We start from the raw sequence: 21,747 nt of genomic DNA on the forward strand, positions 1-21,747 counted from the left end.
AACGATATTTTGCGGTGAGGCGCAAATTTGTGGGAGCCGGCTTGCCGGCGATGGCGTCCGTTCGGGCGATGCAGGGTTCGAGGGCCTCATCGCTGGCAAGCCGGCTCCTACACGGGGATGGCGTGCACCACGGCAATGCGCCTTGAACCGCTATCGAGCAGAAATTGGGAGAGGACAAGCGTCACCCACTTTTTCCTGCGCCACGGAAAAGGTCCCGGATTCCGGGGCTTTCAGCCATATATTGAAGATTATCGAGGCAATCATTGGCGTTTTGCAGAAACTGGCACGCCCCCTGCAATATCCCTTGTACAACCCAGTTTTGGGGACCTTGGTACAGGCAGGCCGGGGAATCCCCTTCTTTATACCCGGGACTCATACCGCTCACAGCGACGAGTTCCAAACCGTTTTGGGGACCTTGGTACAGGCAGGCCGGGGATTCCCTCTTTAACACCTGGGATTCATACCGCTCACAGCGACGAATCCCAAACCGTTTTGGGGACCTTGGTACAGGCAGGCCGGGAATCCCCTTCTTTACATCCGCGACTCATACCGCTCACAGCGACGAGTCCGAAACCGTTTTGGGAGCTTTGGTACAGGCAGGCCGGAGATTCCCTCTTTTATTCCTCACGGAGATTGACTACCAATCTCCAGCGCCCATCGACCTGCGCACCGGCCCATTCGCCATGCAGGGGCCGCGCGGCCAGCAGCGTCACCAACACCCCCTTGTCACTCAAGCGCACCCGCCAGTTGGCGTCCTTGCCGGCGACCGTCAGGCGACCGTTCTGCGCCTTGCCCTCGGCATCGAACAACAGCGCCACGGTGCCATCGACCAGCTCGCCGTGGACCTTGGGCTCGGCACTGAACCACAACACCAGCGTATCGGGCGCCGCCTCGACCTGCTGCAACAGCAGCGGCTCGGGCGCGGTCAGGCGACCGATCATCAACCCCACCATCATGCCGACAATCGCCAGGGATCCCAGCACACGCGGCAATAGCTTCGGTCGTGGGTCCTCTTCAGGGGTAGAATGCTGCCCATCTTCATCTTCGGAGCCGTGCATGTTTCACGTCATCCTTTTTCAACCAGAAATTCCGCCGAATACCGGCAACATTATCAGGCTGTGCGCCAACAGCGGCTGCCACCTGCATTTGATCGAGCCCATCGGTTTCGAAATGGACGACAAGCGCCTGCGCCGTGCCGGCCTCGACTATCACGAGTACGCCACGCTCAAGACCCACCCGGACCTGACCAGTTGCCTGGAAAGCCTGGGACATCCAAGGCTGTTCGCCTTCACCACCAAAGGCTCGCGGCTATTCCACGATGCCCGGTTCGCCGAAGGCGATGCCTTTCTCTTCGGCCCGGAAAGCCGCGGATTGCCTGCCGAGGTGCTCGATGCGCTGCCCGGCGAGCAACGCCTGCGCCTGCCGATGCGCGAAGGCTGCCGTAGCTTGAACCTGTCGAATACAGTGGCGGTGGCCGTCTATGAAGGCTGGCGCCAGCTGGGTTTCGCCTGAATAAAAAAAGCGCCGGTGACGGCGCTTTTTTCTGTAGGAGCCGGCTTGCCGGCGATAGCGACCGATCAGGCGATACAAGACTGACCGGCCTCATCGCCGGCAAGCCGGCTCCTACAGGGTATGGCGTAGGCAGTCCGCTTATTGAACGGTCTGCGAACCTTCTTCCTGCAGGCGCTGCAGCTCTTGCGCGTACAGGGCATCGAAGTTCACCGGGGCCAGCATCAGCGCCGGGAACGAGCCACGGGTCACCAGGCTGTCCAGGGTCTCGCGGGCGTACGGGAACAGGATGTTCGGGCAGAACGCGCCCAGGGTGTGGCTCATGGAGGCCGCGTCGAGGTTCTTGATCAGGAAGATACCTGCCTGCTGAACTTCGGCGATAAAGGCAACTTCTTCAGCGTTCTTGACGGTAACCGACAGGGTCAGCACCACTTCGTGGAAGTCGCCTTCCAGGGCTTTCTGGCGGGTGTTCAGGTCCAGGCCGACGCTTGGCTCCCATTGCTGGCGGAAGATCGCCGGGCTTTTCGGAGCTTCGAAGGACAGGTCACGCACATAGATGCGCTGCAGCGAGAATTGCGGTTGGCTTTCGTCGTCGCTGGCAGCAGTGTTCTGTTGGTCAGTCATCGCAGATCCTTCTTGATCTTCAGGTCTTTAGGGTTTCAGAGTCAGACGTTGAGCAGTGCGTCCAGTTTACCGGCGCGCTCGAGAGCGAACAGGTCGTCGCAACCACCGATGTGCTTGCTGCCGATCCAGATCTGCGGCACGGACGTACGCCCGGCCTTGTGAGCCATTTCGGCACGCACTTGCGGCTTGCCATCGACCTTGATCTCTTCGAAGGCAACCTGCTTGCTCGCCAGCAGGTGCTTGGCGCGCGAGCAGTAAGGGCAATAATCGCTGGAGTAGACGACAACCTGGGTCATATCACTTCACCAATGGCAGATTGTCGGCTTTCCAGCTGGAAATACCGCCGGACAGCTTGGCCGCGATGAAGCCGGACTTGAGCAGTTCGCGGGCGTGAGTCCCGGAATGCTGGCCCTGGGCGTCGACCAGAATCAGGGTCTTGGCCTTGTGCTTTTCCAGTTCGCCGACGCGAGCCATCAGCTTGTCCTGGGGAATGTTCAGTGCGCCGACGATGTGACCGGCAGCAAAATCCTTGCTCGGACGCAGGTCGATGACCACGCCCTGGTCTTTGTTGACCAGCGCGGTCAGCTGGCCCGTGCTGAGGCTCGCGCCCCCACGGCTCATTTCATGAGCGATCAGCAATGCCAGCAGCACCACGAAGGCACCGACTAACAAATAGTGGCTAGAGGCAAATTCAATCAGGTGAGCAACCATCAGGAGGTTCCAGGGCGTTAAAATGTCGGCCAGTATACACAGCCGCCAAGGTGGGCCAAACCCCGCCCGGCGGTGACTGCGTTTGAACTTGGCTTTAAACTGCGACTCTTTTTTCCATGTCCTTTCAATTCACCCGCGAGAGCCATCCATGACTACCACGCCTAAACCTTTGGTCCTGATCATCCTGGATGGCTTCGGTCACAGTGAGAGCCATGACTACAATGCCGTTTATTCGGCCAGAAAGCCGGTCCTCGATCGCCTCACCGCGACCATGCCCAACGGCCTGATCTCGGGCTCCGGCATGGATGTCGGCCTGCCGGACGGGCAGATGGGCAACTCGGAAGTCGGCCACATGAACCTCGGCGCCGGCCGGGTGGTGTACCAGGACTTCACCCGCGTGACCAAGGCCATCCGCGATGGCGAGTTCTTCGACAACCCGACCATCTGCGCCGCCGTGGACAAGGCCGTGGCCGCCGACAAGGCCGTGCATATTCTCGGCCTGCTGTCCGACGGCGGCGTGCACAGCCACCAGGACCACCTGGTGGCCATGGCCGAGCTGGCCTTCAAGCGCGGCGCACAGAAGATCTACCTGCACGCCTTCCTCGACGGCCGCGACACCCCGCCGAAAAGCGCGCAGTCGTCCATCGAACTGCTGGACGAAACCTTCCGTACCCTGGGCAAGGGCCGTATCGCCAGCCTGGTGGGGCGCTATTTCGCCATGGACCGTGACAACCGCTGGGACCGCGTGGCCCAGGCCTATAACCTGATCGTCGACGGCCAGGCCGAGTATCAGGCCGCCACCGCCCAGGACGGCCTGCAAGCCGCCTACGAGCGCGGCGAAAGCGATGAATTCGTCAAGGCCACCAGCATCGGCGAGAACGTCCGGGTCGAGGACGGCGATGCCGTGGTGTTCATGAACTTCCGCGCCGACCGCGCCCGCGAACTGACCCGTGTATTCGTCGAAGACGGCTTCAAGGACTTCGAACGCGCCCGCCAGCCGAAACTTGCCGGTTTCATCATGCTGACCCAGTACGCGGCCAGCATTCCCGCGCCTTCGGCCTTTGCCCCGGGCAGCCTGGAAAACGTGCTGGGCGACTACCTGGCGAAAAACGGCAAGACCCAGCTGCGGATCGCCGAGACCGAAAAGTACGCCCACGTGACCTTTTTCTTCTCCGGCGGTCGGGAAGAACCTTTCCCGGGCGAAGAACGCATCCTGATCCCGTCGCCAAAAGTCGCCACCTACGACCTGCAACCGGAGATGAGTGCCCCGGAAGTCACGGACAGGATCGTCGACGCCATCGAGCACCAGCGCTATGACGTGATCGTGGTCAACTACGCCAACGGCGACATGGTCGGCCACAGCGGCGTGTTCGATGCAGCCGTCAAGGCCGTCGAATGTCTGGATTTGTGTGTAGGACGTATCGTCGAGGCCCTGGACAAGGTCGGCGGCGAAGCGCTGATCACCGCCGACCACGGCAACGTCGAGCAGATGGAAGACGAATCCACCGGCCAGGCCCATACCGCCCACACCACCGAGCCGGTACCGTTCATCTACGTCGGCAAGCGCGCGCTGAAGGTCCGCGAAGGCGGGGTCCTGGCCGACGTCGCACCGACCATGCTCAAGCTTCTGGGCCTGAAGCAGCCGCAAGAGATGACCGGCACATCGATCCTGACGGACCGCTAAAAGCCAAAAATCAGGCCGACAGCGGGTTGTCGGCCTACCTCTTTATCGGAAACGCCTGAAAGCAACCGCTTTTGGACGTTTTTTTTGCAGCGCGTGGCGGGCATACTAGGCCGTCCCGTTCCCAGGTGTCGCCCGCCCCATGCTTCGCGCCCTTATCGCCCTAGCTCTGATCTGCCTGCTCCAACCGGCCTTTGCCGACGAGCGCGCGCAAACCCAACAACAGTTGGACGCTACGCGTCAGGACATTGCCGAACTGAAGAAGCTGCTGGGCAAGCTGCAGGAAGAAAAGTCCGGCGTGCAGAAAAACCTGCGCGGCACCGAAACCGAGATGGGCAAGCTGGAGAAGCAGGTCGAAACCCTGCAGAAAGAGCTGAAAAAGAGCGAGAGCGAACTGCAGCGGCTCGATGGCGAGAAAAAAAAACTCCAGAGCGCGCGCACTGAACAGCAACGACTGATCGCCATCCAGGCCCGCGCCGCGTACCAGAGCGGTCGCCAGGAATACCTCAAACTGCTGCTCAACCAGCAGAACCCGGAAAAATTCGCCCGCACCCTCACCTATTACGACTACCTGAGCCAGGCCCGCCTGGAGCAGTTGAAGAATTTCAACGAAACCCTGCGCCAGCTGGCCAACGTCGAAAACGACATCAACCTGCAGCAGGCCCAGTTGCTGGTGCAGAAAAGCAGCCTCGACAGCCAGCGCGACGAGCTGGACAAGGTGCGCAAGGAGCGCCAGGCCGCCCTCGCCAAGCTCAACGACGACGTGAAGGCCCGCGACCAGAAGCTCGCCAGCCGCGAACAGGACCAGGCCGATCTGTCAAAAGTCCTGAAAACCATCGAAGAAACCCTGGCACGCCAGGCCCGCGAGGCGGAAGAGGCGCGCCAGAAAGCGCTGCTCGCCCAGCAGGAAGCGGAAAAAAAGCGCCAGCGTGAGGCCGAGGCACTGGCCAGCAAGGGTGACGACAGCCCGCGCAAACCGCCCCGATCGGCGCCCGGCCCCCTGGTTTCCAGCGCAGGAGAATCCTTCGGCGGCCCTTTTGCTTCAGCGCGCGGCAAACTTCCATGGCCAGTTGATGGTCGATTGCTTGCGCGCTTCGGAGAAACCCGTGGTGATGACGCCCGGACCAAGTGGGACGGCGTGATGATCAGCGCCGCCGCCGGCAGCCAGGTGCACGCCGTGCACGGCGGTCGCGTGGTGTTCGCCGACTGGTTGCGCGGCGCCGGCCTGCTGGTGATCCTCGATCATGGCAACGGTTACCTGAGTTTGTACGGCCACAACCAGACGCTGCTTAAATCAGCGGGCGATGTGGTAAAAGCCGGTGAGTCGATCTCTACTGTAGGCAACAGTGGCGGTCAGGACGCACCCGCGTTGTATTTCGCTATACGTCAGCAGGGTCACCCGAGTGATCCAGCACAATGGTGTCGCGCGCAAGGATAGGCGCCGTACCTTATTTAGGAGTTCGTTCGACATGCTGCATTTGTCCCGCCTCACCTCGCTGGCCCTGACGATCGCCCTTGTGATCGGCGCGCCCCACGCGTTCGCTGCGCAACCTGCCCAGCCCGCACCGGCGGCCGCTCCTGCCGTCACCGCCAAGGCCCCGCTGCCGCTCGACGAGCTGCGCACCTTCGCCGAGGTCATGGACCGGATCAAAGCCGCCTATGTCGAACCCGTGGACGACAAGACCCTGCTGGAGAATGCCATCAAGGGCATGCTCAGCAACCTCGACCCGCATTCCGCCTACCTGGGGCCGGAGGATTTCGCCCAGTTGCAGGAAGACACCAGCGGCGAATTCGGCGGCCTGGGCATCGAAGTCGGTGCCGGTGAAGAAGGTATCGTCAAGGTCGTCTCGCCGATCGACGATACGCCGGCCTCCAAGGCCGGCATCGAGGCCGGCGACCTGATCGTCAAGATCAACGGCCAGCCGACCCGCGGCCAGACCATGACCGAAGCCGTCGACAAGATGCGCGGCAAGGTCGGTCAGAAGATCACCCTGACCCTGGTCCGCAACGGCGGCGCGCCGTTCGATGTCACCCTGACACGGGCAATCATCCGCACCAAGAGCGTGCGCAGCCAGTTGCTGGAAAACGGCTACGGCTATATCCGCATCACCCAGTTCCAGGTCAAGACCGGCGAAGAGGTCTCCAAGGCCCTGGCCGCGCTGCGCAAGGAAAACGGCAAGAAGCTCAACGGCATCGTCCTCGACCTGCGCAACAACCCGGGCGGCGTGCTGCAGGCGGCGGTGGAAGTGGTCGACCACTTCATCACCAAGGGCCTGATCGTCTACACCAAGGGCCGCATCGCCAACTCCGAACTGCGCTTCTCGGCCACCGGCCACGACGAAAGCGACGGCGTACCGATGGTGACACTGATCAACGGCGGCAGCGCCTCGGCCTCGGAAATCGTCGCCGGCGCCCTGCAGGACCAGAAACGTGCCGTGCTGATGGGCACCACCAGCTTCGGCAAAGGCTCGGTACAGACCGTATTGCCACTGAGCAATGACCGCGCGCTGAAGATCACCACGGCGCTGTACTTCACGCCGAACGGCCGCTCGATCCAGGCCCAGGGCATCGTTCCGGACATCGAAGTGCGCCAGGCCAAGGTCACCGGTGCCCAGGATGACGAAACCTTCAAGGAAGCCGATCTGCAGGGCCACCTGGGCAATGGCAACGGCGGCGCCGACAAGCCGAGCGTCAAGCCGGTCAAGGGCAAGGCACGCCTGCAGGACGACGACTACCAGTTGGGGCAGGCCCTCAGCTTGCTCAAGGGCCTGAGCGTCACACGCGGCAACTGATATGCCGCGCTGGTCGCTGCTCGTCCTGTTCGGCTGCCTGATCGGCGTTGCCCACGCAACGCCGGTCGATGCACCGACACCACCGAAGGCCTACCTCACGCTGATCATCGACGACCTGGGACAGAACCTGCCCCGGGACCGTCGCGTGCTCGCCCTGCCCGGCCCGGCCACCCCTTCGATCATGCCCGACACCCCGCACGCCGCCGAGTTTGCCCGCGAGGCGCACAAGGCCGGCAAGATCGTCATGCTGCACATGCCCATGGACCCGGCCACCGGGCCCTTCGCCTGGCATCCCGAACTGCCCCTGGACGAATTGCAGAAGCGCCTGGCGGCGGCCTTCAAGGCCGTGCCCTATACCAGCGGCGTGAACAACCACGAAGGCAGCCGCATGACCGCCGAACCAGTGGCCATGGCCTGGCTGATGGCTGAACTGCAACGGCGCAACAAGTTCTTCGTCGACAGCCGCACCAGTGCCCGCACCGTCGCCGCCTCCGAAGCGCAGAAGATCGGCCTGGCGAGCGTGTCGCGGGATGTGTTCCTCGACAACGAGCGCACCGAGCCGGCCATCACCGCCCAGCTGGAAACCGCGATCAGACTGGCACGCAAGCAAGGCACAGTCGTGGTCATCGGCCACCCGTACCCGCAGACCCTGGCGGTGCTGGAGCGCGAGCTGCCCAGGCTCAAGGAACAGGGAGTCGACTGGATCGATATCAAGTCGATGATCGCCCTGCGCGGCAACCAGGCGACACAAGCCCACGGCAAGCAGGGCGTGTACCACTGATCCCCTGCTGAACGCTCCTACAGATAGCGAGCGAAGATCAGATCCACAGCGCCTTCACTACGCAATTGGTCGAGGGCGGCCTGCAGACGGGCGACAACGGCGTCGGGCACGTCCTTGTTGAGGGCCAGGTAGAGCGACGCGCTGTTGAAGCGCAGCACCGTCTTGAGCCCGGAAACACCCACTTGCCGGGCCAGGTAGCGTCCGGCGGGATCACCCGAGGCCCACAGGTCGATCTGGCCGTCGACCAGCTTCCCGGCGTTATCCTGGTCGCGCAGGGCGATCACCGGGTTGAAGCCATGCTGTTCCAGGTACTCGGCGATGGCGTCGCCCTTGTAGGCACCGATCTTGTAGGCATGAGCCTGCTCGATGCCCGACAGGGCGATCTTGCTGTCACCCCTGGCCAGCATCACCCAATCGTCCGGGCCGATAGGGCCGACCCACTTGAACAAGTCCTCGCGCTCGGGCAGGCGCGCCATGACGAACACGCCATAGCCGGGCTTTTCCAGGGCGAGCTTGTAGATCCGCTCCCAGGGGAAGCGCAGGGTCAGGCTGTAGGGGATGCCGGCACGCTTGAAGGTCTCGCGCACGATATCGGCGGCGATGCCTTCGATATTCTCGTCCTGGGCGAAGTTCTTGCCGTTTTTCGCCATGTTGTAGGGCGGGAAGTTTTCCGTCAGCAGGACAATCCCGCCATCGGCGGTGTCCGTTGCACCTGCCGCGCCCGAGAACAGCCCGATCAGGCAAAAGAGCGCGAGGAAAAAGCGTTTAGACATAGTGGGCAACCGGAATCCATGGCGATCTCAAGAGTGACTTGGGGCCGCCATGCTGTCCAGCGGTCTGTAGTGCTCAGCGCACCACGATACCGCGCGCGGCCATGTAGGCCTTGGCTTCCGGCACGGTGTATTCACCGAAGTGGAAGATGCTCGCCGCGAGCACGGCGCTGGCATGACCCTCGACAATCCCGTCGGCCAGGTGCTGGAGGTTGCCGACGCCGCCGGAGGCGATCACCGGAATGCCCAGGGCATCGCTGATGGCGCGGGTGACGCCGAGGTCGAAGCCGTTCTTCATGCCGTCCTGGTCCATGCTGGTCAGCAGGATCTCGCCGGCACCCAGGCCTTCCATCCTCGAAGCCCACTCCACCGCATCCAGCCCGGTAGGCTTGCGGCCACCGTGGGTGAAGATCTCCCAGCGCGGGGTTTCGCCCGGCAGCGAGACCTTCTTCGCATCGATGGCAACCACGATGCACTGCGAACCGAAATGCTGCGCCGCCTCACCGACGAACTCGGGATTGAACACCGCCGCGGTGTTGATCGAAACCTTGTCGGCACCGGCATTGAGCAGGTTGCGGATATCCTGCACGGTGCGTACGCCACCGCCCACGGTCAGCGGGATGAAGACCTGGCTGGCCATGCGCTCGACGGTATGCAGCGTGGTGTCACGGCCATCGACGCTGGCGGTGATATCGAGAAAGGTGATCTCGTCGGCACCCTGCTCATCGTAACGACGGGCGATTTCCACCGGGTCGCCGGCATCGCGGATGTTCTCGAACTTGACGCCCTTGACCACGCGACCGTTGTCGACGTCCAGGCAAGGGATGATGCGTTTGGCCAGCGCCATGGTCAGTCCTCAGCCTTTGTACGAGTCGCAGAAGGCTTGTGCCTCGGCGACGTCGAGAGTGCCTTCGTAGATCGCCCGGCCGGTAATCGCACCGATGATGCCCGGCGCCTTGGCGTCCAGCAGGGTCTTGATATCACCCAGGTTGTGGATGCCGCCGGAAGCGATCACCGGAATCTTCGTCGCCGCGGCCAGGGCAGCGGTGAAGGGCACGTTGCAGCCTTGCATCATGCCGTCTTTGGCGATATCGGTGTAGACGATGGCAGAGACGCCGTCGGCTTCGAATTGCCTGGCCAGGTCGATCACCTGCACGGTGCTGATCTCGGCCCAGCCGTCGGTGGCGACAAAACCATCCTTGGCGTCCAGGCCGACGATGACCTTGCCCGGGAACGCGCGACAGGCTTCAGCTACGAACGCAGGGTCTTTCACCGCCTTGGTGCCGATGATCACGTAGCTGACGCCGGCTTTCACGTAGTGCTCGATGGTTTCCAGCGAGCGGATGCCGCCGCCGATCTGGATCGGCAGGTGCGGGTAGCGCCTGGCGATGGCGGTAACCACCTCGCCGTTGACCGGCTGGCCTTCGAAGGCACCGTTGAGGTCGACCAGATGCAGACGGCGGCAGCCGCCCTCTACCCACTTGGCAGCCATGCTCACCGGGTCATCGGAGAACACCGTGGAATCTTCCATGCGGCCCTGGCGCAGACGTACACAGGCACCGTCTTTGAGATCGATAGCGGGAATAATCAGCATCTGGCAAACCTTAAAGTCGTTTTTTCAGCTTCACTCGGAAATCAGTTTTTCTCGAGCGCCCACAGGTCGCTTTCGATGCTCTCGAACCTTTCCTTAAGGTGCGTCTGCACATCGAAAATCGCCCTGTTGTAATAGTGCGGAGCAATTTCGCGGGTAAACAGGTCGAGGATTTCAGCCGCTTCGAACGAACCCAGGTCCAGTTCGAAGCGATCTTCCATGAAGCGCTTGATCTTGTGATTGGCCTCGCTCTCCTGTTCAGGAGTGAGGGTCAGGATCGGCGGCTTGGTCTTCTTGACAGCCATTACCAGCGCCCGTCCCAGGCGGCGAAGTTCTGCAGCAGTTGCAGGCCATGGGTATGGCTCTTCTCCGGGTGGAACTGCACGGCGAAGCGCGAGCCCTCGGCCAGCGCCGCGGCGAAATCGACGCCGTAGTGACCGTTGCCCACCACCTGCCGCGGGTTGCCGGCGCTGATGTAGTAGCTGTGCACGAAGTAGAAACGCGCCAGGTCCGGGATGTTGTGCCACAGCGGGTGATCCACCGCCTGTTTCACTTCGTTCCAACCCATGTGCGGGACTTTCAGGTGCTCGCCCTCTTCGTGCAGGTCCTTGCCGAAGAACTTCACCTGGCCGGGGAACAGGCCGATGCAGTCGACGCCGTCGTTCTCCTCGCTGCGGTCGAGCAAGGCCTGCATGCCCACGCAGATACCGAGGAACGGACGATCCTGGCTGACTTCACGCACCAGCGCGTCGAAGCCCAGGCGACGAATCTCCGCCATGCAGTCGCGAATCGCGCCGACGCCGGGGAACACCACCCGGTCCGCCTCGCGAATCACCGCGGCATCGCTGGTGATCAGCACCTTGCCGGCACCGACGTGCTCCAGGGCTTTCGCCACCGAGTGCAGGTTGCCCATGCCGTAATCGATAACCGCGACCGTCTGCATTACAGGACGCCCTTGGTCGATGGCATCTGCCCGGCCATGCGCTCATCCAGCTCGACGGCCATGCGCAGGGCGCGACCGAAGGCCTTGAACACGGTTTCGATCTGGTGGTGGGTGTTGGTGCCACGCAGGTTGTCGATGTGCACGCTGACCAACGCGTGGTTGACGAAGCCCTGGAAGAACTCCTGGAACAGGTCGACATCGAAACCACCGACGGTGGCGCGGGTGTAGGGCACGTGCATCTGCAGGCCGGGACGGCCGGAGAAGTCGATGACCACGCGCGACAGCGCTTCATCCAGCGGCACATAGGCGTGACCGTAGCGACGGATGCCTTTTTTGTCGCCGATGGCTTTGGCGAAGGCCTGACCCAGGGTGATACCGACGTCTTCCACGGTGTGGTGGTCGTCGATATGCAGGTCGCCCTTGCACTCGATATCCAGGTCGATCAGCCCGTGACGGGCGATCTGGTCGAGCATGTGTTCAAGAAAAGGGACTCCGATATCAAATCGGGCCTTTCCGGTGCCATCCAGGTTGATCGAGGCTTTGATCTGGGTTTCCAGAGTGTCGCGCTCGACGGACGCCTTACGTTCGGCCATCACCAGCTCCGCAAAATCATTGGGCGAAAAAGGCAGCCATTATAGGGGCGCGGACGGCAAACAGAAACACGCAAGGTGAACTCCCTGACGGGCTGAAACCAGCACCGCCAGGGATGTACCTGTCAGGACAACCGCTTAGTGGAACAGCACGGCGGTCTTTTGCAGCGTGACCCAGACACCCCAGGCCAGCGGAATGCCCACCACCAGCCAGGCAGCGATCGCCATCGGCTTGCTGCCAGGGGAGGCTTTCCACTCCAGCACGGTGCTGCTGTCGGCGCCCTTGTCATGGCCCAGCGCCTGTTCGGCGGCCAGTTCGGCGTCGGTCATGAAGTACTTGTCGGCCACCGGACGGACCAGCAGGTTGCAGATGAAACCCAGCACCAGCAGGCCGGCGAGGATGTACAGGGTGATGTCGTAGGCCGCGGCGCGTTCCACGCCGATGCTCAACTGATACTCACGCAGGTAGTTCACCAGCACCGGACCCAGCACGCCGGCCGCGGCCCAGGCGGTCAACAGGCGACCGTGGATCGCACCGACCATCTGGGTACCGAACAGGTCCGCCAGGTAGGCCGGGACCGTGGCGAAGCCGCCACCGTACATCGACAGGATCACGCAGAACGCCGCCACGAACAGGGCGATGCTGCCCAGGTGACCGAGGCTCGGCACCGACGCATAGAGCGCGAAGCCCAGGGCGAAGAACACGAAGTAGGTCGCCTTGCGGCCGATATAGTCCGAGAACGAGGCCCAGAAGAAGCGGCCACCGATGTTGAACAGGCTCAGCAGACCGGTGAAACCGGCCGCGATGGCCGCGATCTGGCCCAGTTGCCCGGCGTCCAGCTGGCCGAAGGTCAGGCCGTTGCCGAGCAATTTACCGGCGAAGACTTCCTGCAGCAGCGGCGAAGCCATGCCGAGGATGCCGATACCGGCGGAAACGTTCAGGCACAGCACCAGCCACACCAGGCGGAATTGCGGGGTCTTCCAGGCCACGTTCACATGCACGTGACGATGGGTGATCATCGCATTGCTCGCCTTCTTCACCGGCGCGGTCCAGCCTTCAGGCTTCCAGCCGGTCGGCGGTACGCGGTACGACAGCGCGCCGCCGATCATGAAGACGAAGTAGATCACCGCCATCACCACGAAGCTCTGCCATACGCCGACACTGGTCGGCGAAGCGAAATGGCCCATCAGTGCCGCCGCCAGCGGGGCACCCACCATCGCACCACCACCGAAGCCCATGATCGCCATGCCGGTCGCCATGCCGCGCTTGTCCGGGAACCACTTGATCAGGGTCGACACCGGCGAGATATAGCCCAGGCCCAGCCCGATACCACCGATCACGCCGGAGCCGATCCACATCAGCCAGATCTGGTGGGTATAGACCCCCAGCGCCGAAATCAGCAGGCCACCGCACCAGCACAGTGCTGACACCACACCGGCCTTGCGCGGCCCGGCGTGTTCCAGCCAGCCGCCCCAGATCGCTGCCGAGCAGCCGAGGAAGATGAAGAACAGGGTGTAGATCCAGCCGAGCATCGAGATCGGCCAGTCACATTGCGACGAGAAGACCTGTGCGATGAAGCTCATGTCCGGCGCGCAAGCGACCGGTGCGGTAATGCCCAGGGCCTTGGACAGAGGCAACCAGAACACCGAGAAGCCGTAGGCCATGCCGATGCAGAGGTGGATGGCCAGGGCGGCCGGTGGGACCAGCCAGCGATTGAAGCCTGGCTTGGCGATGATGCGTTCTTTTGACAGGAACGCTGGCTCGGTGGCAAGGCTGCCAGCCGTGGTGCTAGTGCTCATTGGTGTTTCCCCCATTGGAATAATGGTTCGACAGCAACACTTCACTCCGACCTTTTGGTGCACACAGGCATGGTCGTTTTGTTGAGTAAAGCTCAGAAACGCGACAATACGTCACAGAGGGGCTGACGAACATCGGGAGATTACCATTTGCCCGTGACAGAAAAACCAAACTGATATCGTCTTTTGTAATCCAACTGCATTGAACCCGTCCCGGGCAACGGCAACCTGATCACCGGGGGCCGGCAGCCAAGCTTCATTTGCCTCTGGATATGTCGCAGGTACTATCGATGCTCTGTCATCTGTCCCGCGGCGTTATACTTGCGGGCTGACTTTATCTTCGACTGACTACAAGGACTCGCCCATGAAAGCGTTCGGCAAAATCCTGGGTCTGGTACTTCTCGGGTTGTTGCTGATCATCGTGGCACTGGGCTTCGCCCTCACCCACTGGTTCGATCCCAACGACTACAAAAACGAGATTCGCCAGATGGCCCGCGACAAGGCCCACATTGAGCTGACGCTCAATGGCGACATCGGCTGGAGTCTGTTCCCGTGGCTGGGCCTGGAACTGCATGACGCCAGCGTCGCGACCCTGGCCAATCCGACCAAGCCGTTCGCCGACCTGCAGATGCTCGGCCTGTCGGTCCGCGTGCTGCCGCTGCTGCGCCGCGAAGTGCAGATGAGCGACGTACGCGTCGAAGGCCTGAACCTGATGCTCAACCGCGACAAGGACGGCCACGGCAACTGGGAAGACATCGGTCGCCCACTGCCGGTCGCGACAGCGGCTGGCACACCGGGTCAGGCCGCCGGCACCGCCGAGGTCGCCGCCAGCGCCGAGGCGGAAAAGCCTTCGCAGCCGATCCGCCTGGATATCGACAGCCTGACCGTGAACAACGCCCGGGTCGAATTCAGCGATGAAAAGACCGGCCGCCAGATCACCTCGGAAAGCATCCAGCTGAGCACCGGCCCCGTTCATGAAGGCAAGGACATCTCGGTCAAGCTGACCGCCTTCTTCGGTACCAACCAGCCCGTATTGCGGGCCAGGACCGAACTCAACGGCGAATTGCGTTTCGACCGCGCCCTCAAGCGCTACCAGCTCGCCGACATGCGCCTGAGCGGCGAAGCCTCCGGCGACCCGTTGCAGGGCAAGAGCCTGACCTTCTCGGTCCAGGGGCAATTGCTGGTGGATATGGCGGCGAATGTCGCCGAATGGACCAACCTCAAGCTGTCGGCCAACCAGTTGCGCGCCATCGGCGAGCTGAAGGCCAATGACCTCGACAAGACGCCACAGATCAATGGCGGCCTGTCGATTGCCCAGTTCGACCTGATGAAGTTCCTCGACAGCGTCGGCCAGCCGTTGCCACCAGTGGCGGATGGCAGCCTGAGCAAGGTCGAGCTGGTGACCCGCCTGAGCGGCACGCCGACCAGCCTGGCGCTGGACAACATCAACCTGAAGCTCGACGACAGCAGCATCAGCGGACGCATCGCCGTCGAGGACTTCGCCAAGCAATCCCTGCGCGTCCAGCTCAAGGCCGACAAGTTCGACGCCGACCGCTACCTGCCGCCCAAGTCGGCGGATGCCGACAGCGCCGCGAAAGTCCGCCAGGCCGAAGTCATGAGCAGCGAAGCCAACGCGGTAGCCGGCACCACGCCGCTGCCCGACGCCCCCACCAAGGGCGCCTGGAGCACCGACAGACTGCTGCCGATCGAACGCCTGCGCAGCCTGGACGTGGACGCCGACCTGAACTTCGACCAGTTGATCCTGAAAAAGCTGCCGATCGACAACGCCGCCCTCAAGGCTACCGGCCAGGGCGGCCTGCTGACCCTCGCCAGTCTGCGCGGCGATCTCTACAACGGCAGCTTCGACACCAAGGGCAGCCTCGATGTGCGCAACGACCAGCCACGCCTGAACCTGCAGACCCGGCTGAACAAGGTGCCGGTCGAGCGCGTATTGCAGGCCCAGGGACAGAAACCACCGGTCAAGGGCGCGCTGACCCTCAGCAGCGACCTGAGCGGCACCGGCAACAGCGAAAAGGCCCTGATCGACAGCCTCAGCGGCACCGCCAGTTTTGTCCTCAATGACGGCGTGCTGCTCAATGCCAACCTGGAACAGCAGCTCTGCACCGGTATCGCCCTGCTCAACCGCAAGACCCTGAGCAGCGAGCCACGCGGCAAGGACACGCCGTTCCAGGAGCTCAAGGGCAGCCTGACGATACGCAACGGCGTCGCCAGCAACCCGGACATGAAGGTGCGCATTCCCGGCCTCACCGCCAACGGCAATGGCGATATCGACCTGCGCGTGCTGGGCATGGACTACCGCCTCGGCATCGTTGTCGAAGGCGACAAGAGCGACATGCCGGACCCGGCCTGCCAGGTCGGCGAGAACTTCGCCGGGATCGAGTGGCCGCTGCGTTGCCGTGGTCCACTGGAGCTGGGGGCCAAGGCCTGTCGCATCGACAAGGACGGCCTCGGCCAGGTGGCTGCGCGCATGGCCGGCAACAAGCTGAGCGACAAGATCGACGAGAAACTCGGCGACAAGGTCAGCCCGGAACTGAAAAACGCGCTGAAGGGGCTGTTCAAGCGATGAGAGCCGAGCAGTTTTCAACGGCGGTACTGGATTGGTATGACCGCCACGGCCGCCACGGCCTGCCCTGGCAACAGGGCATCACGCCGTACCGGGTGTGGGTGTCGGAAATCATGTTGCAGCAGACCCAGGTCAGCACGGTGCTGAACTACTTCGACCGGTTCATGGCCTCCCTGCCGACGGTCGAGGCCCTGGCCGCCGCGCCGGAAGACGAAGTGCTGCACCTGTGGACCGGCCTGGGCTACTACACCCGCGCACGCAACCTGCAGAAGACCGCGAAAATAGTCGTCGCCGAATACGGCGGCGAATTCCCGCGGGATGTCGAGAAGCTCACCGAACTGCCGGGCATCGGCCTGTCCACCGCCGGTGCCATCGCCAGCATCAGCATGGGCCTGCGCGCGCCGATCCTCGACGGCAACGTCAAGCGGGTGCTGGCGCGTTATACGGCCCAGGAAGGCTACCCCGGCGAGCCGAAGGTGGCCAAACAACTCTGGGCCAACGCCGAGCGCTTCACGCCCCACGCCCGGGTGAACAACTACACCCAGGCGATGATGGACCTGGGGGCGACGCTCTGCACCCGCAGCAAGCCCAGTTGCCTGCTGTGCCCGCTGGAAAGCGGCTGCGAAGCGCACAAGCATGGCATCGAGACCCGCTACCCGATTCCCAAGCCGCGCAAGAGCGTGCCGCAGAAGCGCACGCTGATGCCGCTGCTGGCCAACCGCGAAGGCGCCATCCTGCTTTACCGCAGGCCCTCCAGCGGCCTCTGGGGCGGCTTGTGGAGCCTGCCGGAGCTGGATGACCTCGACGACCTGCAGCATCTTGCCCTGCAACACTCGCTGGAACTGGGGCGCCAGCAGGAACTGCCGAGCCTGACCCACACCTTCAGCCACTTCCAGTTGGCTATCGAGCCGTGGCTGGTGCGCGTCGAAGAGTCAGCCCATCACGTGGCCGAGGCCGACTGGCTCTGGTATAACCTCGCCACCCCGCCGCGCCTGGGCCTTGCCGCCCCGGTGAAAAAGCTGCTCAAACGCGCAGCCGACGTATTGAACGCAGGAGAGTTGCAATGACCCGCACCGTAATGTGCCGTAAATACAAAGAACAACTGCCGGGCCTGGAGCGCCCTCCGTATCCGGGCGCCAAGGGCCAGGATATCTACGACCACGTGTCCCAGCAGGCCTGGGGCGACTGGTTGAAGCACCAGACCCTGCTGATCAACGAAAAGCGCCTGAACATGATGAATGCCGAAGACCGCAAATACATTCAGGGCGAGATGGACAAGTTCTTTTCCGGCGAGGAATACGCCAAGGCCGAAGGCTACGTTCCGCCGGCCGAATGACCCTGTGTTTTCGCGGTTGGAGTCGTAAGCGACGGTAATAATTAAATTTTTTTTGAAATCGTGCTTGACGACTCCTCGAAAAACCCTTTTAATGCGCCCCGTTGCCCAGATAGCTCAGTCGGTAGAGCAGGGGATTGAAAATCCCCGTGTCGGCGGTTCGATTCCGTCTCTGGGCACCACCTTTCGTTTTCAGGTGATGCCAAGCACACCTGAAAACACACAAGAAACCCGCCTAGTGCGGGTTTTTTGCTTTCTACGGTTTCCAACCGTTCCCTTGTAAGCCCAAACATATGTGAGTAAATCCAGTTCGGTCTAGAAATCCACTCACACTAGGACGGCAATACGCCCGCCTGGTGCGGCATGCAAGGAGGCTGCGTGCAACTCTCAGATACCACCATCCGTACCGCAAAGCCAAAGGGCAAGCTGTACCGGCTTACAGATGCCAATGGCCTGTGCCTAGAAGTGACCCCGACCGGCTCCAAGCTCTGCCGCTATCGATACCGCTTCAACGGCAGCGCGAAGATGCTGGCGCTCGGCGCATACCCAGCGGTCACCCCGCTGAAAGCTCGTCAGCTTCGCGATGGGACACGCCATCCGCCTGTTGACGCTAACCGCCGTTCGTCCAGACGAGCTTCGCCAAGCCCTTTGGGCAGAGTTCGACTTGGAGCGCGCCACCTGGACAATTCCAGCCGAACGCATGAAAGCCCCCCCTCACATCGTCCCGCCGCCCCGCCAAGCTGTTGCAATCCTGCGCCAGCTTCAAGAGGCCACTGGACGCTATGAACTAGTTTTTGCTGACGCCAACTCTCTGCGCCCCATGAATGCGCCTAATCCACTACGAAGGGCGTCAGACCGGCCACGGGTTCCGGCACTTGCTCAGTACTGAGCTGAATGGCCACAGGTACAACAAGGATTGGATCGAGCGCCAACTCGCTCACGATAACAGCGACGTAATACGCGGCGCCTACAACCACGCAGCCTACGTCGAGCAGCGCCGGGAAATGATGCAGGCTTGGGCCGACTCAATTGACTCGCAATGCACTGGCGCCAATGTGGTGAGTATCAAGCGTGCTTGAGACGTTGAATGCTAATTAATCATTCCCGATAAGCACCAAGGGTTCCTTTTTCAAGTCTTGGGCGGTTAACATATTGGTCACAGCTGTTTATTCATACAGCTGATCACATATGAGTTATTCGAATGGCGGAAGCCGATGGAGACAATCAGATAGGACCTTTCGGGCGAATAAAGCTCGACGGGATTTATTCTGACTGGGCGTCAGGCCACCACCTGAACCCCCGGCTCTTAGCCTTCGAACTCGCCGCAACCCTACATACGCTGGCACCGTTAGGTCAGCCGATTCAACCTCTGCATGCGAGCGTCTTTTCAGAAGGTCGCTCCGACAGGAATATTCAGATCACTCACGGCGCGCTCGCCGACTACTTCATCGCAGCCAGCAACGGAAGGCCTGCCACCACTATCGCCACCAGCTCTGGCCCAGTACCTGCCGCTAACGTGCTGATCTGGCGAAAATGGATTGAGCGCCTAGTTGATGAGGCAACCGCACGCACGGAGCTCGCCGCTGGGTTCGCTCAACCGGCCAACGACAGCGCATCTGTCTCGATGGCAGTCAATGGCTCTGCTGCAGCTCGCCACGCCCCCCGCTCCCTAATACCGAGCAACTCCTCGATAGTTCTCAAAGCGCAACAAGCACAGTTGCGCCGTGAGGGTGAAAAGAGTGCATGCGAACAACTCGACGAGCACCAGATCGCCAGGGAAAGGGCCGAGCAAAAAGTAGTCGAGCTGTCAGCTCAACTCGAAACCCAAACAACTCAAAACCAGCAACTCATAGAAGAGCTGGAGTTGCAGCGCCGCGAACTTAACGAAGAAAGGCGTGCCAGGCGCGAGGCAGAAGACGAAAACATCCGTATGGAGGAGCAGCTCGAGCAGGTCATAGGGTTAGCCGAGTTCATGAACCAAGACAATCAACTATCACCACCTGATGGGCGATTGATTGTTGAGTGCTGGTGCGACGTAACGCAGAACGGAACGACCGCACCGAGCGTTGGCTGGGGCGCAACCGTTAACAAGTGGTTTAAGGCCCGCGGAGTTACCCTTCCAGCCGTGAAGGTGAGATTGTTCGTCACCGCACTCACCGGGACAGCGCGCAAAAAAGGCGGCGCCATCGCCAGATCATCTAAATAACGGGTGACAGGTTACAGCCCTTACCCTGCCTGATCTGTAGCTGTCTCTCTGACCGCAATTCAATTCACGTATGACACGTTAAATCCCACCTGTTATCTGTTTGGCCTCTGCTTTAAGCGCCAGCATTGCCATCGTCGATTACCAACAACGCCCCAGGAGGCGCAGACAATGGCAACTCAAGCCCGCCCTATTCGCATATCCGAACAGTCTCACCCCGCAGTTGAACAGCCTCGGCGCTTCATCAAACTGAGCGAGGTCAAGGCTCTGACCACTTTCTCCACGTCCGACATCTATCGCAGTATTGCCGCTGGGCGCTTCCCCAAACAAGGAATGCTGGGGCCGAAGTCCGCCGTCTGTATCGAAGCAGAAGTTATTGCCTGGTGCGACTCGTTAGTCGCTCTGCGAATGGAGGCTGCATAAATGGCCGATCAAAAAAAAAGCCAATCCAATAAGGCCAGCCCAGAAAAAACTCACCTCTACGATACCAGTAACCACGCCCAACTAGTACGGCTTGTTCCGCGTCTTCGTAAGGGGCCTGCTGACACACTCACCATCATGCGCGAGCTGAACATCTGCCGTCCTGGTGCCCGTATCTGCGATTTGCGCAATGCCGACTACAAGATCATCACCAACCGCATCACGATGACGGATGAGTGGGGGCACATCCACCGCGGTGTTGCCGTTTACACACTGATCGCTGAACCAGGTGCGAAGGTGGCGGCATGAATATCATCCCGCTTACCCGCGTAGGCGACGAACCTCGCGTGGACAGCCGGCAACTCGCCGAGCATCTGGGCAATCAGCACAAAAACGCCCTCGCGCTGATCGAGCGCTACACCGACAAATTCAGAGAATTCGGATTGCTCGCGCTTCAAACGGAGGCAGTGAAAGCGCCAGGGCAGCGCGGTACTAAGCACCTCAAGTACGCCCTGCTCAATGAGGATCAAGCGTTCTTCCTGCTGTCGCTGTCCCGCAATACCGACGGAGTTGTGGAGCTGAAAGCGAGCCTAATCATGGCGTTCCGCGAAGCACGGTATGGGCACGCCTGCCACACATTGGAGGCCCGCAAGAAGGAAGCCAGCAACAGTGGTCGCCGGCTGGCTCACTGGCGTTATGACAAACCGGGTGTGTACGCGCGCGTCGCCCATCTGAGGGAACAACTGAAGTTGCCCCTCGGTTTGGAGGACTTCCGCCCATGACAGCTACGCTCATGATCAGCGATAAATGGTCGATAAGTTTTGTTACATGCAATCGTACTCATCGGAATGTGAGACAGGCATAAGACGAAACCCACGCCGGACGGCCGTCTGAGCCTTATCCCGCCTGGGCGTCGTCAAAGAACAGGGCTTTGCCACCTCAGACCCCTGACAGCCCCCTGACGGATTCTGGACAGGCCCTGGACAGATGTTGAGGTCGCGGATCATCCAAGTCGGCCCAGGAGCCAAAGCCAGCGCCGGCTGGCGGCAGATCGGGTAGAGGACCGGATAGCTACCTCGTCCAGAAACAGGTAGGCGGCGCGAAAAGTCGGTTGCGGCACAACTGGCCCACGGCCGTCCCAGGCAAACGCCGCCATAATCCTTGACTAGCCTTGACGAAATTTTAGACAGGTCTTGGCGGATTTATCTGTCGCCATCGGCATTGGGAACGCTGAGAGCCACGCAGGACAAAGCTTTACGGGCATTCGCGTAGCTTGGCCAACACCAGCCTCGTCAAGAATTAAATAGCCGTCTGTCTAGATAACTGCTCGATCAATCTACGGCTCGCAAGAAGCGCCTGAGAGCAGGCCAAAGCAGGTGTTAGAGCTATACGGCGCCTGGACTTGCCCCTACCAAACC

Annotated in this window: 23 protein-coding genes, 1 tRNA gene and 1 pseudogene; 14 read left to right on the forward strand and 11 right to left on the reverse strand. The window is 61.6% G+C overall.

The genetic code is table 11. The features are described from left to right. Positions 1-617: 617 nt before the first annotated feature. The gene (locus tag HX851_RS23680) at positions 618-1,058 is read right to left on the reverse strand and encodes a hypothetical protein (RefSeq protein WP_177058127.1); all 441 of its coding nucleotides are present in this window, start codon (positions 1,056-1,058) and stop codon (positions 618-620) included. Between HX851_RS23680 and HX851_RS23685 the strand changes: the two genes are divergently transcribed. Next, a complete protein-coding gene (locus tag HX851_RS23685) occupies positions 1,057-1,512 on the forward strand; it encodes a tRNA (cytidine(34)-2'-O)-methyltransferase (protein WP_177058128.1) in 456 nt (151 codons plus the stop codon). The genes HX851_RS23680 and HX851_RS23685 overlap by 2 nt on opposite strands. Before the next feature lie 138 nt (positions 1,513-1,650). Here HX851_RS23685 and secB read toward each other — a convergent pair whose 3' ends face one another. The 3 genes from secB to HX851_RS23700 are packed head-to-tail and all read right to left on the reverse strand — an operon-like array spanning position 1,651 to position 2,844. Beyond that, positions 1,651-2,133 carry a protein-export chaperone SecB gene (secB, locus tag HX851_RS23690; protein WP_177058129.1) on the reverse strand — a complete coding sequence of 161 codons (483 nt, stop codon included), beginning with the start codon at positions 2,131-2,133 and terminating at the stop codon, positions 1,651-1,653. A 41-nt stretch (positions 2,134-2,174) separates the two neighbouring features. Further along, positions 2,175-2,429 carry a glutaredoxin 3 gene (grxC, locus tag HX851_RS23695; protein WP_177058130.1) on the reverse strand — a complete coding sequence of 85 codons (255 nt, stop codon included), beginning with the start codon at positions 2,427-2,429 and terminating at the stop codon, positions 2,175-2,177. A 1-nt stretch (position 2,430) separates the two neighbouring features. Beyond that, positions 2,431-2,844 (reverse strand): rhodanese-like domain-containing protein, encoded by a 414-nt coding sequence (locus HX851_RS23700; protein WP_177058131.1) that lies wholly within the window; start codon positions 2,842-2,844, stop codon positions 2,431-2,433. Between the two features lie 148 nt (positions 2,845-2,992). On the opposite strand from HX851_RS23700, the gene gpmI reads away from it, so the two are divergent. From gpmI to HX851_RS23720, 4 genes are all read left to right on the forward strand, one after another. Beyond that, positions 2,993-4,528, forward strand: a complete 1,536-nt coding sequence (gpmI, locus tag HX851_RS23705; RefSeq protein WP_177058132.1) for a 2,3-bisphosphoglycerate-independent phosphoglycerate mutase — start codon at positions 2,993-2,995, stop codon at positions 4,526-4,528. Positions 4,529-4,667: 139 nt separating this feature from the next. After that, complete coding sequence (locus tag HX851_RS23710) at positions 4,668-5,963, forward strand: murein hydrolase activator EnvC family protein (RefSeq protein ID WP_177066023.1); 1,296 nt, start codon at positions 4,668-4,670, stop codon at positions 5,961-5,963. A gap of 31 nt (positions 5,964-5,994) precedes the next feature. Further along, the gene (locus HX851_RS23715) at positions 5,995-7,317 is read left to right on the forward strand and encodes a S41 family peptidase (protein ID WP_177058134.1); all 1,323 of its coding nucleotides are present in this window, start codon (positions 5,995-5,997) and stop codon (positions 7,315-7,317) included. 1 nt (position 7,318) lies between these two features. Next, a complete protein-coding gene (locus HX851_RS23720) occupies positions 7,319-8,098 on the forward strand; it encodes a divergent polysaccharide deacetylase family protein (protein ID WP_177058135.1) in 780 nt (259 codons plus the stop codon). 17 nt (positions 8,099-8,115) lie between these two features. On the opposite strand, the gene HX851_RS23725 is transcribed toward HX851_RS23720, so the two are convergent. From HX851_RS23725 to HX851_RS23755, 7 genes are all read right to left on the reverse strand, one after another. Beyond that, positions 8,116-8,871: a substrate-binding periplasmic protein gene (locus tag HX851_RS23725; RefSeq protein WP_177058136.1), complete on the reverse strand. Its 756-nt coding sequence runs from the start codon at positions 8,869-8,871 to the stop codon at positions 8,116-8,118. A gap of 73 nt (positions 8,872-8,944) precedes the next feature. Further along, positions 8,945-9,715, reverse strand: coding sequence for an imidazole glycerol phosphate synthase subunit HisF (hisF, locus tag HX851_RS23730; RefSeq protein ID WP_177058137.1), 771 nt, complete (start codon positions 9,713-9,715; stop codon positions 8,945-8,947). Between the two features lie 9 nt (positions 9,716-9,724). Further along, complete coding sequence (gene hisA / locus HX851_RS23735) at positions 9,725-10,462, reverse strand: 1-(5-phosphoribosyl)-5-[(5-phosphoribosylamino)methylideneamino]imidazole-4-carboxamide isomerase (RefSeq protein ID WP_177058138.1); 738 nt, start codon at positions 10,460-10,462, stop codon at positions 9,725-9,727. Positions 10,463-10,503: 41 nt separating this feature from the next. Continuing rightward, a complete protein-coding gene (locus HX851_RS23740) occupies positions 10,504-10,764 on the reverse strand; it encodes a DUF2164 domain-containing protein (RefSeq protein WP_177066024.1) in 261 nt (86 codons plus the stop codon). Then, positions 10,764-11,402 (reverse strand): imidazole glycerol phosphate synthase subunit HisH, encoded by a 639-nt coding sequence (hisH, locus tag HX851_RS23745; protein ID WP_177058140.1) that lies wholly within the window; start codon positions 11,400-11,402, stop codon positions 10,764-10,766. The genes HX851_RS23740 and hisH overlap by 1 nt, the downstream gene beginning before the upstream one ends. Beyond that, a complete protein-coding gene (gene hisB, locus HX851_RS23750; RefSeq protein WP_016772125.1) occupies positions 11,402-11,995 on the reverse strand; it encodes an imidazoleglycerol-phosphate dehydratase HisB in 594 nt (197 codons plus the stop codon). Before hisB ends, hisH begins: the two co-directional genes overlap by 1 nt. A gap of 135 nt (positions 11,996-12,130) precedes the next feature. Further along, positions 12,131-13,792, reverse strand: coding sequence for an OFA family MFS transporter (locus tag HX851_RS23755; protein WP_177058141.1), 1,662 nt, complete (start codon positions 13,790-13,792; stop codon positions 12,131-12,133). 361 nt (positions 13,793-14,153) lie between these two features. Between HX851_RS23755 and HX851_RS23760 the strand changes: the two genes are divergently transcribed. From HX851_RS23760 to HX851_RS23800, 9 genes and pseudogenes are all read left to right on the forward strand, one after another. Beyond that, positions 14,154-16,376 (forward strand): AsmA family protein, encoded by a 2,223-nt coding sequence (locus HX851_RS23760; RefSeq protein ID WP_177066025.1) that lies wholly within the window; start codon positions 14,154-14,156, stop codon positions 16,374-16,376. After that, a complete protein-coding gene (mutY, locus tag HX851_RS23765) occupies positions 16,373-17,440 on the forward strand; it encodes an A/G-specific adenine glycosylase (RefSeq protein WP_177066026.1) in 1,068 nt (355 codons plus the stop codon). The genes HX851_RS23760 and mutY overlap by 4 nt, the downstream gene beginning before the upstream one ends. Further along, positions 17,437-17,709: an oxidative damage protection protein gene (locus HX851_RS23770; RefSeq protein WP_177066027.1), complete on the forward strand. Its 273-nt coding sequence runs from the start codon at positions 17,437-17,439 to the stop codon at positions 17,707-17,709. Before mutY ends, HX851_RS23770 begins: the two co-directional genes overlap by 4 nt. Positions 17,710-17,812: 103 nt before the next feature. Then, positions 17,813-17,888, forward strand: a tRNA-Phe gene (locus HX851_RS23775). A 196-nt stretch (positions 17,889-18,084) separates the two neighbouring features. Then, a pseudogene (locus HX851_RS23780) lies at positions 18,085-18,785 on the forward strand (integrase arm-type DNA-binding domain-containing protein). A gap of 122 nt (positions 18,786-18,907) precedes the next feature. Continuing rightward, complete coding sequence (locus HX851_RS23785; RefSeq protein WP_177066028.1) at positions 18,908-19,912, forward strand: hypothetical protein; 1,005 nt, start codon at positions 18,908-18,910, stop codon at positions 19,910-19,912. Between the two features lie 168 nt (positions 19,913-20,080). Then, positions 20,081-20,332: an AlpA family phage regulatory protein gene (locus tag HX851_RS23790; RefSeq protein WP_177066029.1), complete on the forward strand. Its 252-nt coding sequence runs from the start codon at positions 20,081-20,083 to the stop codon at positions 20,330-20,332. Continuing rightward, positions 20,333-20,638, forward strand: coding sequence for a helix-turn-helix domain-containing protein (locus tag HX851_RS23795; protein ID WP_177066030.1), 306 nt, complete (start codon positions 20,333-20,335; stop codon positions 20,636-20,638). Continuing rightward, entirely contained in the window at positions 20,635-21,111 is a 477-nt protein-coding gene (locus HX851_RS23800; protein ID WP_177066031.1) for a Rha family transcriptional regulator, read from the forward strand. The genes HX851_RS23795 and HX851_RS23800 overlap by 4 nt, the downstream gene beginning before the upstream one ends. The last annotated feature ends 636 nt before the right edge of the window (positions 21,112-21,747 follow it).

This window comes from Pseudomonas gingeri (assembly GCF_013385635.1).
In the GTDB taxonomy this organism is placed as follows: Bacteria; Pseudomonadota; Gammaproteobacteria; order Pseudomonadales; family Pseudomonadaceae; genus Aquipseudomonas; species Aquipseudomonas gingeri_A.

Excerpts from the sequence above, each read along its gene's own strand:
- HX851_RS23685 (WP_177058128.1), top strand. The coding sequence starts at position 1,057 with ATGTTTCACGTCATCCTTTTTCAACCAGAAATTCCGCCGAATACCGGC.
- HX851_RS23680 (WP_177058127.1), bottom strand. The coding sequence starts at position 1,058 with ATGCACGGCTCCGAAGATGAAGATGGGCAGCATTCTACCCCTGAAGAG.
- secB (WP_177058129.1), bottom strand. The coding sequence starts at position 2,133 with ATGACTGACCAACAGAACACTGCTGCCAGCGACGACGAAAGCCAACCG.
- grxC (WP_177058130.1), bottom strand. The coding sequence starts at position 2,429 with ATGACCCAGGTTGTCGTCTACTCCAGCGATTATTGCCCTTACTGCTCG.
- HX851_RS23700 (WP_177058131.1), bottom strand. The coding sequence starts at position 2,844 with ATGGTTGCTCACCTGATTGAATTTGCCTCTAGCCACTATTTGTTAGTC.
- gpmI (WP_177058132.1), top strand. The coding sequence starts at position 2,993 with ATGACTACCACGCCTAAACCTTTGGTCCTGATCATCCTGGATGGCTTC.
- HX851_RS23710 (WP_177066023.1), top strand. The coding sequence starts at position 4,668 with ATGCTTCGCGCCCTTATCGCCCTAGCTCTGATCTGCCTGCTCCAACCG.
- HX851_RS23715 (WP_177058134.1), top strand. The coding sequence starts at position 5,995 with ATGCTGCATTTGTCCCGCCTCACCTCGCTGGCCCTGACGATCGCCCTT.
- HX851_RS23720 (WP_177058135.1), top strand. The coding sequence starts at position 7,319 with ATGCCGCGCTGGTCGCTGCTCGTCCTGTTCGGCTGCCTGATCGGCGTT.
- HX851_RS23725 (WP_177058136.1), bottom strand. The coding sequence starts at position 8,871 with ATGTCTAAACGCTTTTTCCTCGCGCTCTTTTGCCTGATCGGGCTGTTC.
- hisF (WP_177058137.1), bottom strand. The coding sequence starts at position 9,715 with ATGGCGCTGGCCAAACGCATCATCCCTTGCCTGGACGTCGACAACGGT.
- hisA (WP_177058138.1), bottom strand. The coding sequence starts at position 10,462 with ATGCTGATTATTCCCGCTATCGATCTCAAAGACGGTGCCTGTGTACGT.
- HX851_RS23740 (WP_177066024.1), bottom strand. The coding sequence starts at position 10,764 with ATGGCTGTCAAGAAGACCAAGCCGCCGATCCTGACCCTCACTCCTGAA.
- hisH (WP_177058140.1), bottom strand. The coding sequence starts at position 11,402 with ATGCAGACGGTCGCGGTTATCGATTACGGCATGGGCAACCTGCACTCG.
- hisB (WP_016772125.1), bottom strand. The coding sequence starts at position 11,995 with ATGGCCGAACGTAAGGCGTCCGTCGAGCGCGACACTCTGGAAACCCAG.
- HX851_RS23755 (WP_177058141.1), bottom strand. The coding sequence starts at position 13,792 with ATGAGCACTAGCACCACGGCTGGCAGCCTTGCCACCGAGCCAGCGTTC.
- HX851_RS23760 (WP_177066025.1), top strand. The coding sequence starts at position 14,154 with ATGAAAGCGTTCGGCAAAATCCTGGGTCTGGTACTTCTCGGGTTGTTG.
- mutY (WP_177066026.1), top strand. The coding sequence starts at position 16,373 with ATGAGAGCCGAGCAGTTTTCAACGGCGGTACTGGATTGGTATGACCGC.
- HX851_RS23770 (WP_177066027.1), top strand. The coding sequence starts at position 17,437 with ATGACCCGCACCGTAATGTGCCGTAAATACAAAGAACAACTGCCGGGC.
- HX851_RS23785 (WP_177066028.1), top strand. The coding sequence starts at position 18,908 with ATGGCGGAAGCCGATGGAGACAATCAGATAGGACCTTTCGGGCGAATA.
- HX851_RS23790 (WP_177066029.1), top strand. The coding sequence starts at position 20,081 with ATGGCAACTCAAGCCCGCCCTATTCGCATATCCGAACAGTCTCACCCC.
- HX851_RS23795 (WP_177066030.1), top strand. The coding sequence starts at position 20,333 with ATGGCCGATCAAAAAAAAAGCCAATCCAATAAGGCCAGCCCAGAAAAA.
- HX851_RS23800 (WP_177066031.1), top strand. The coding sequence starts at position 20,635 with ATGAATATCATCCCGCTTACCCGCGTAGGCGACGAACCTCGCGTGGAC.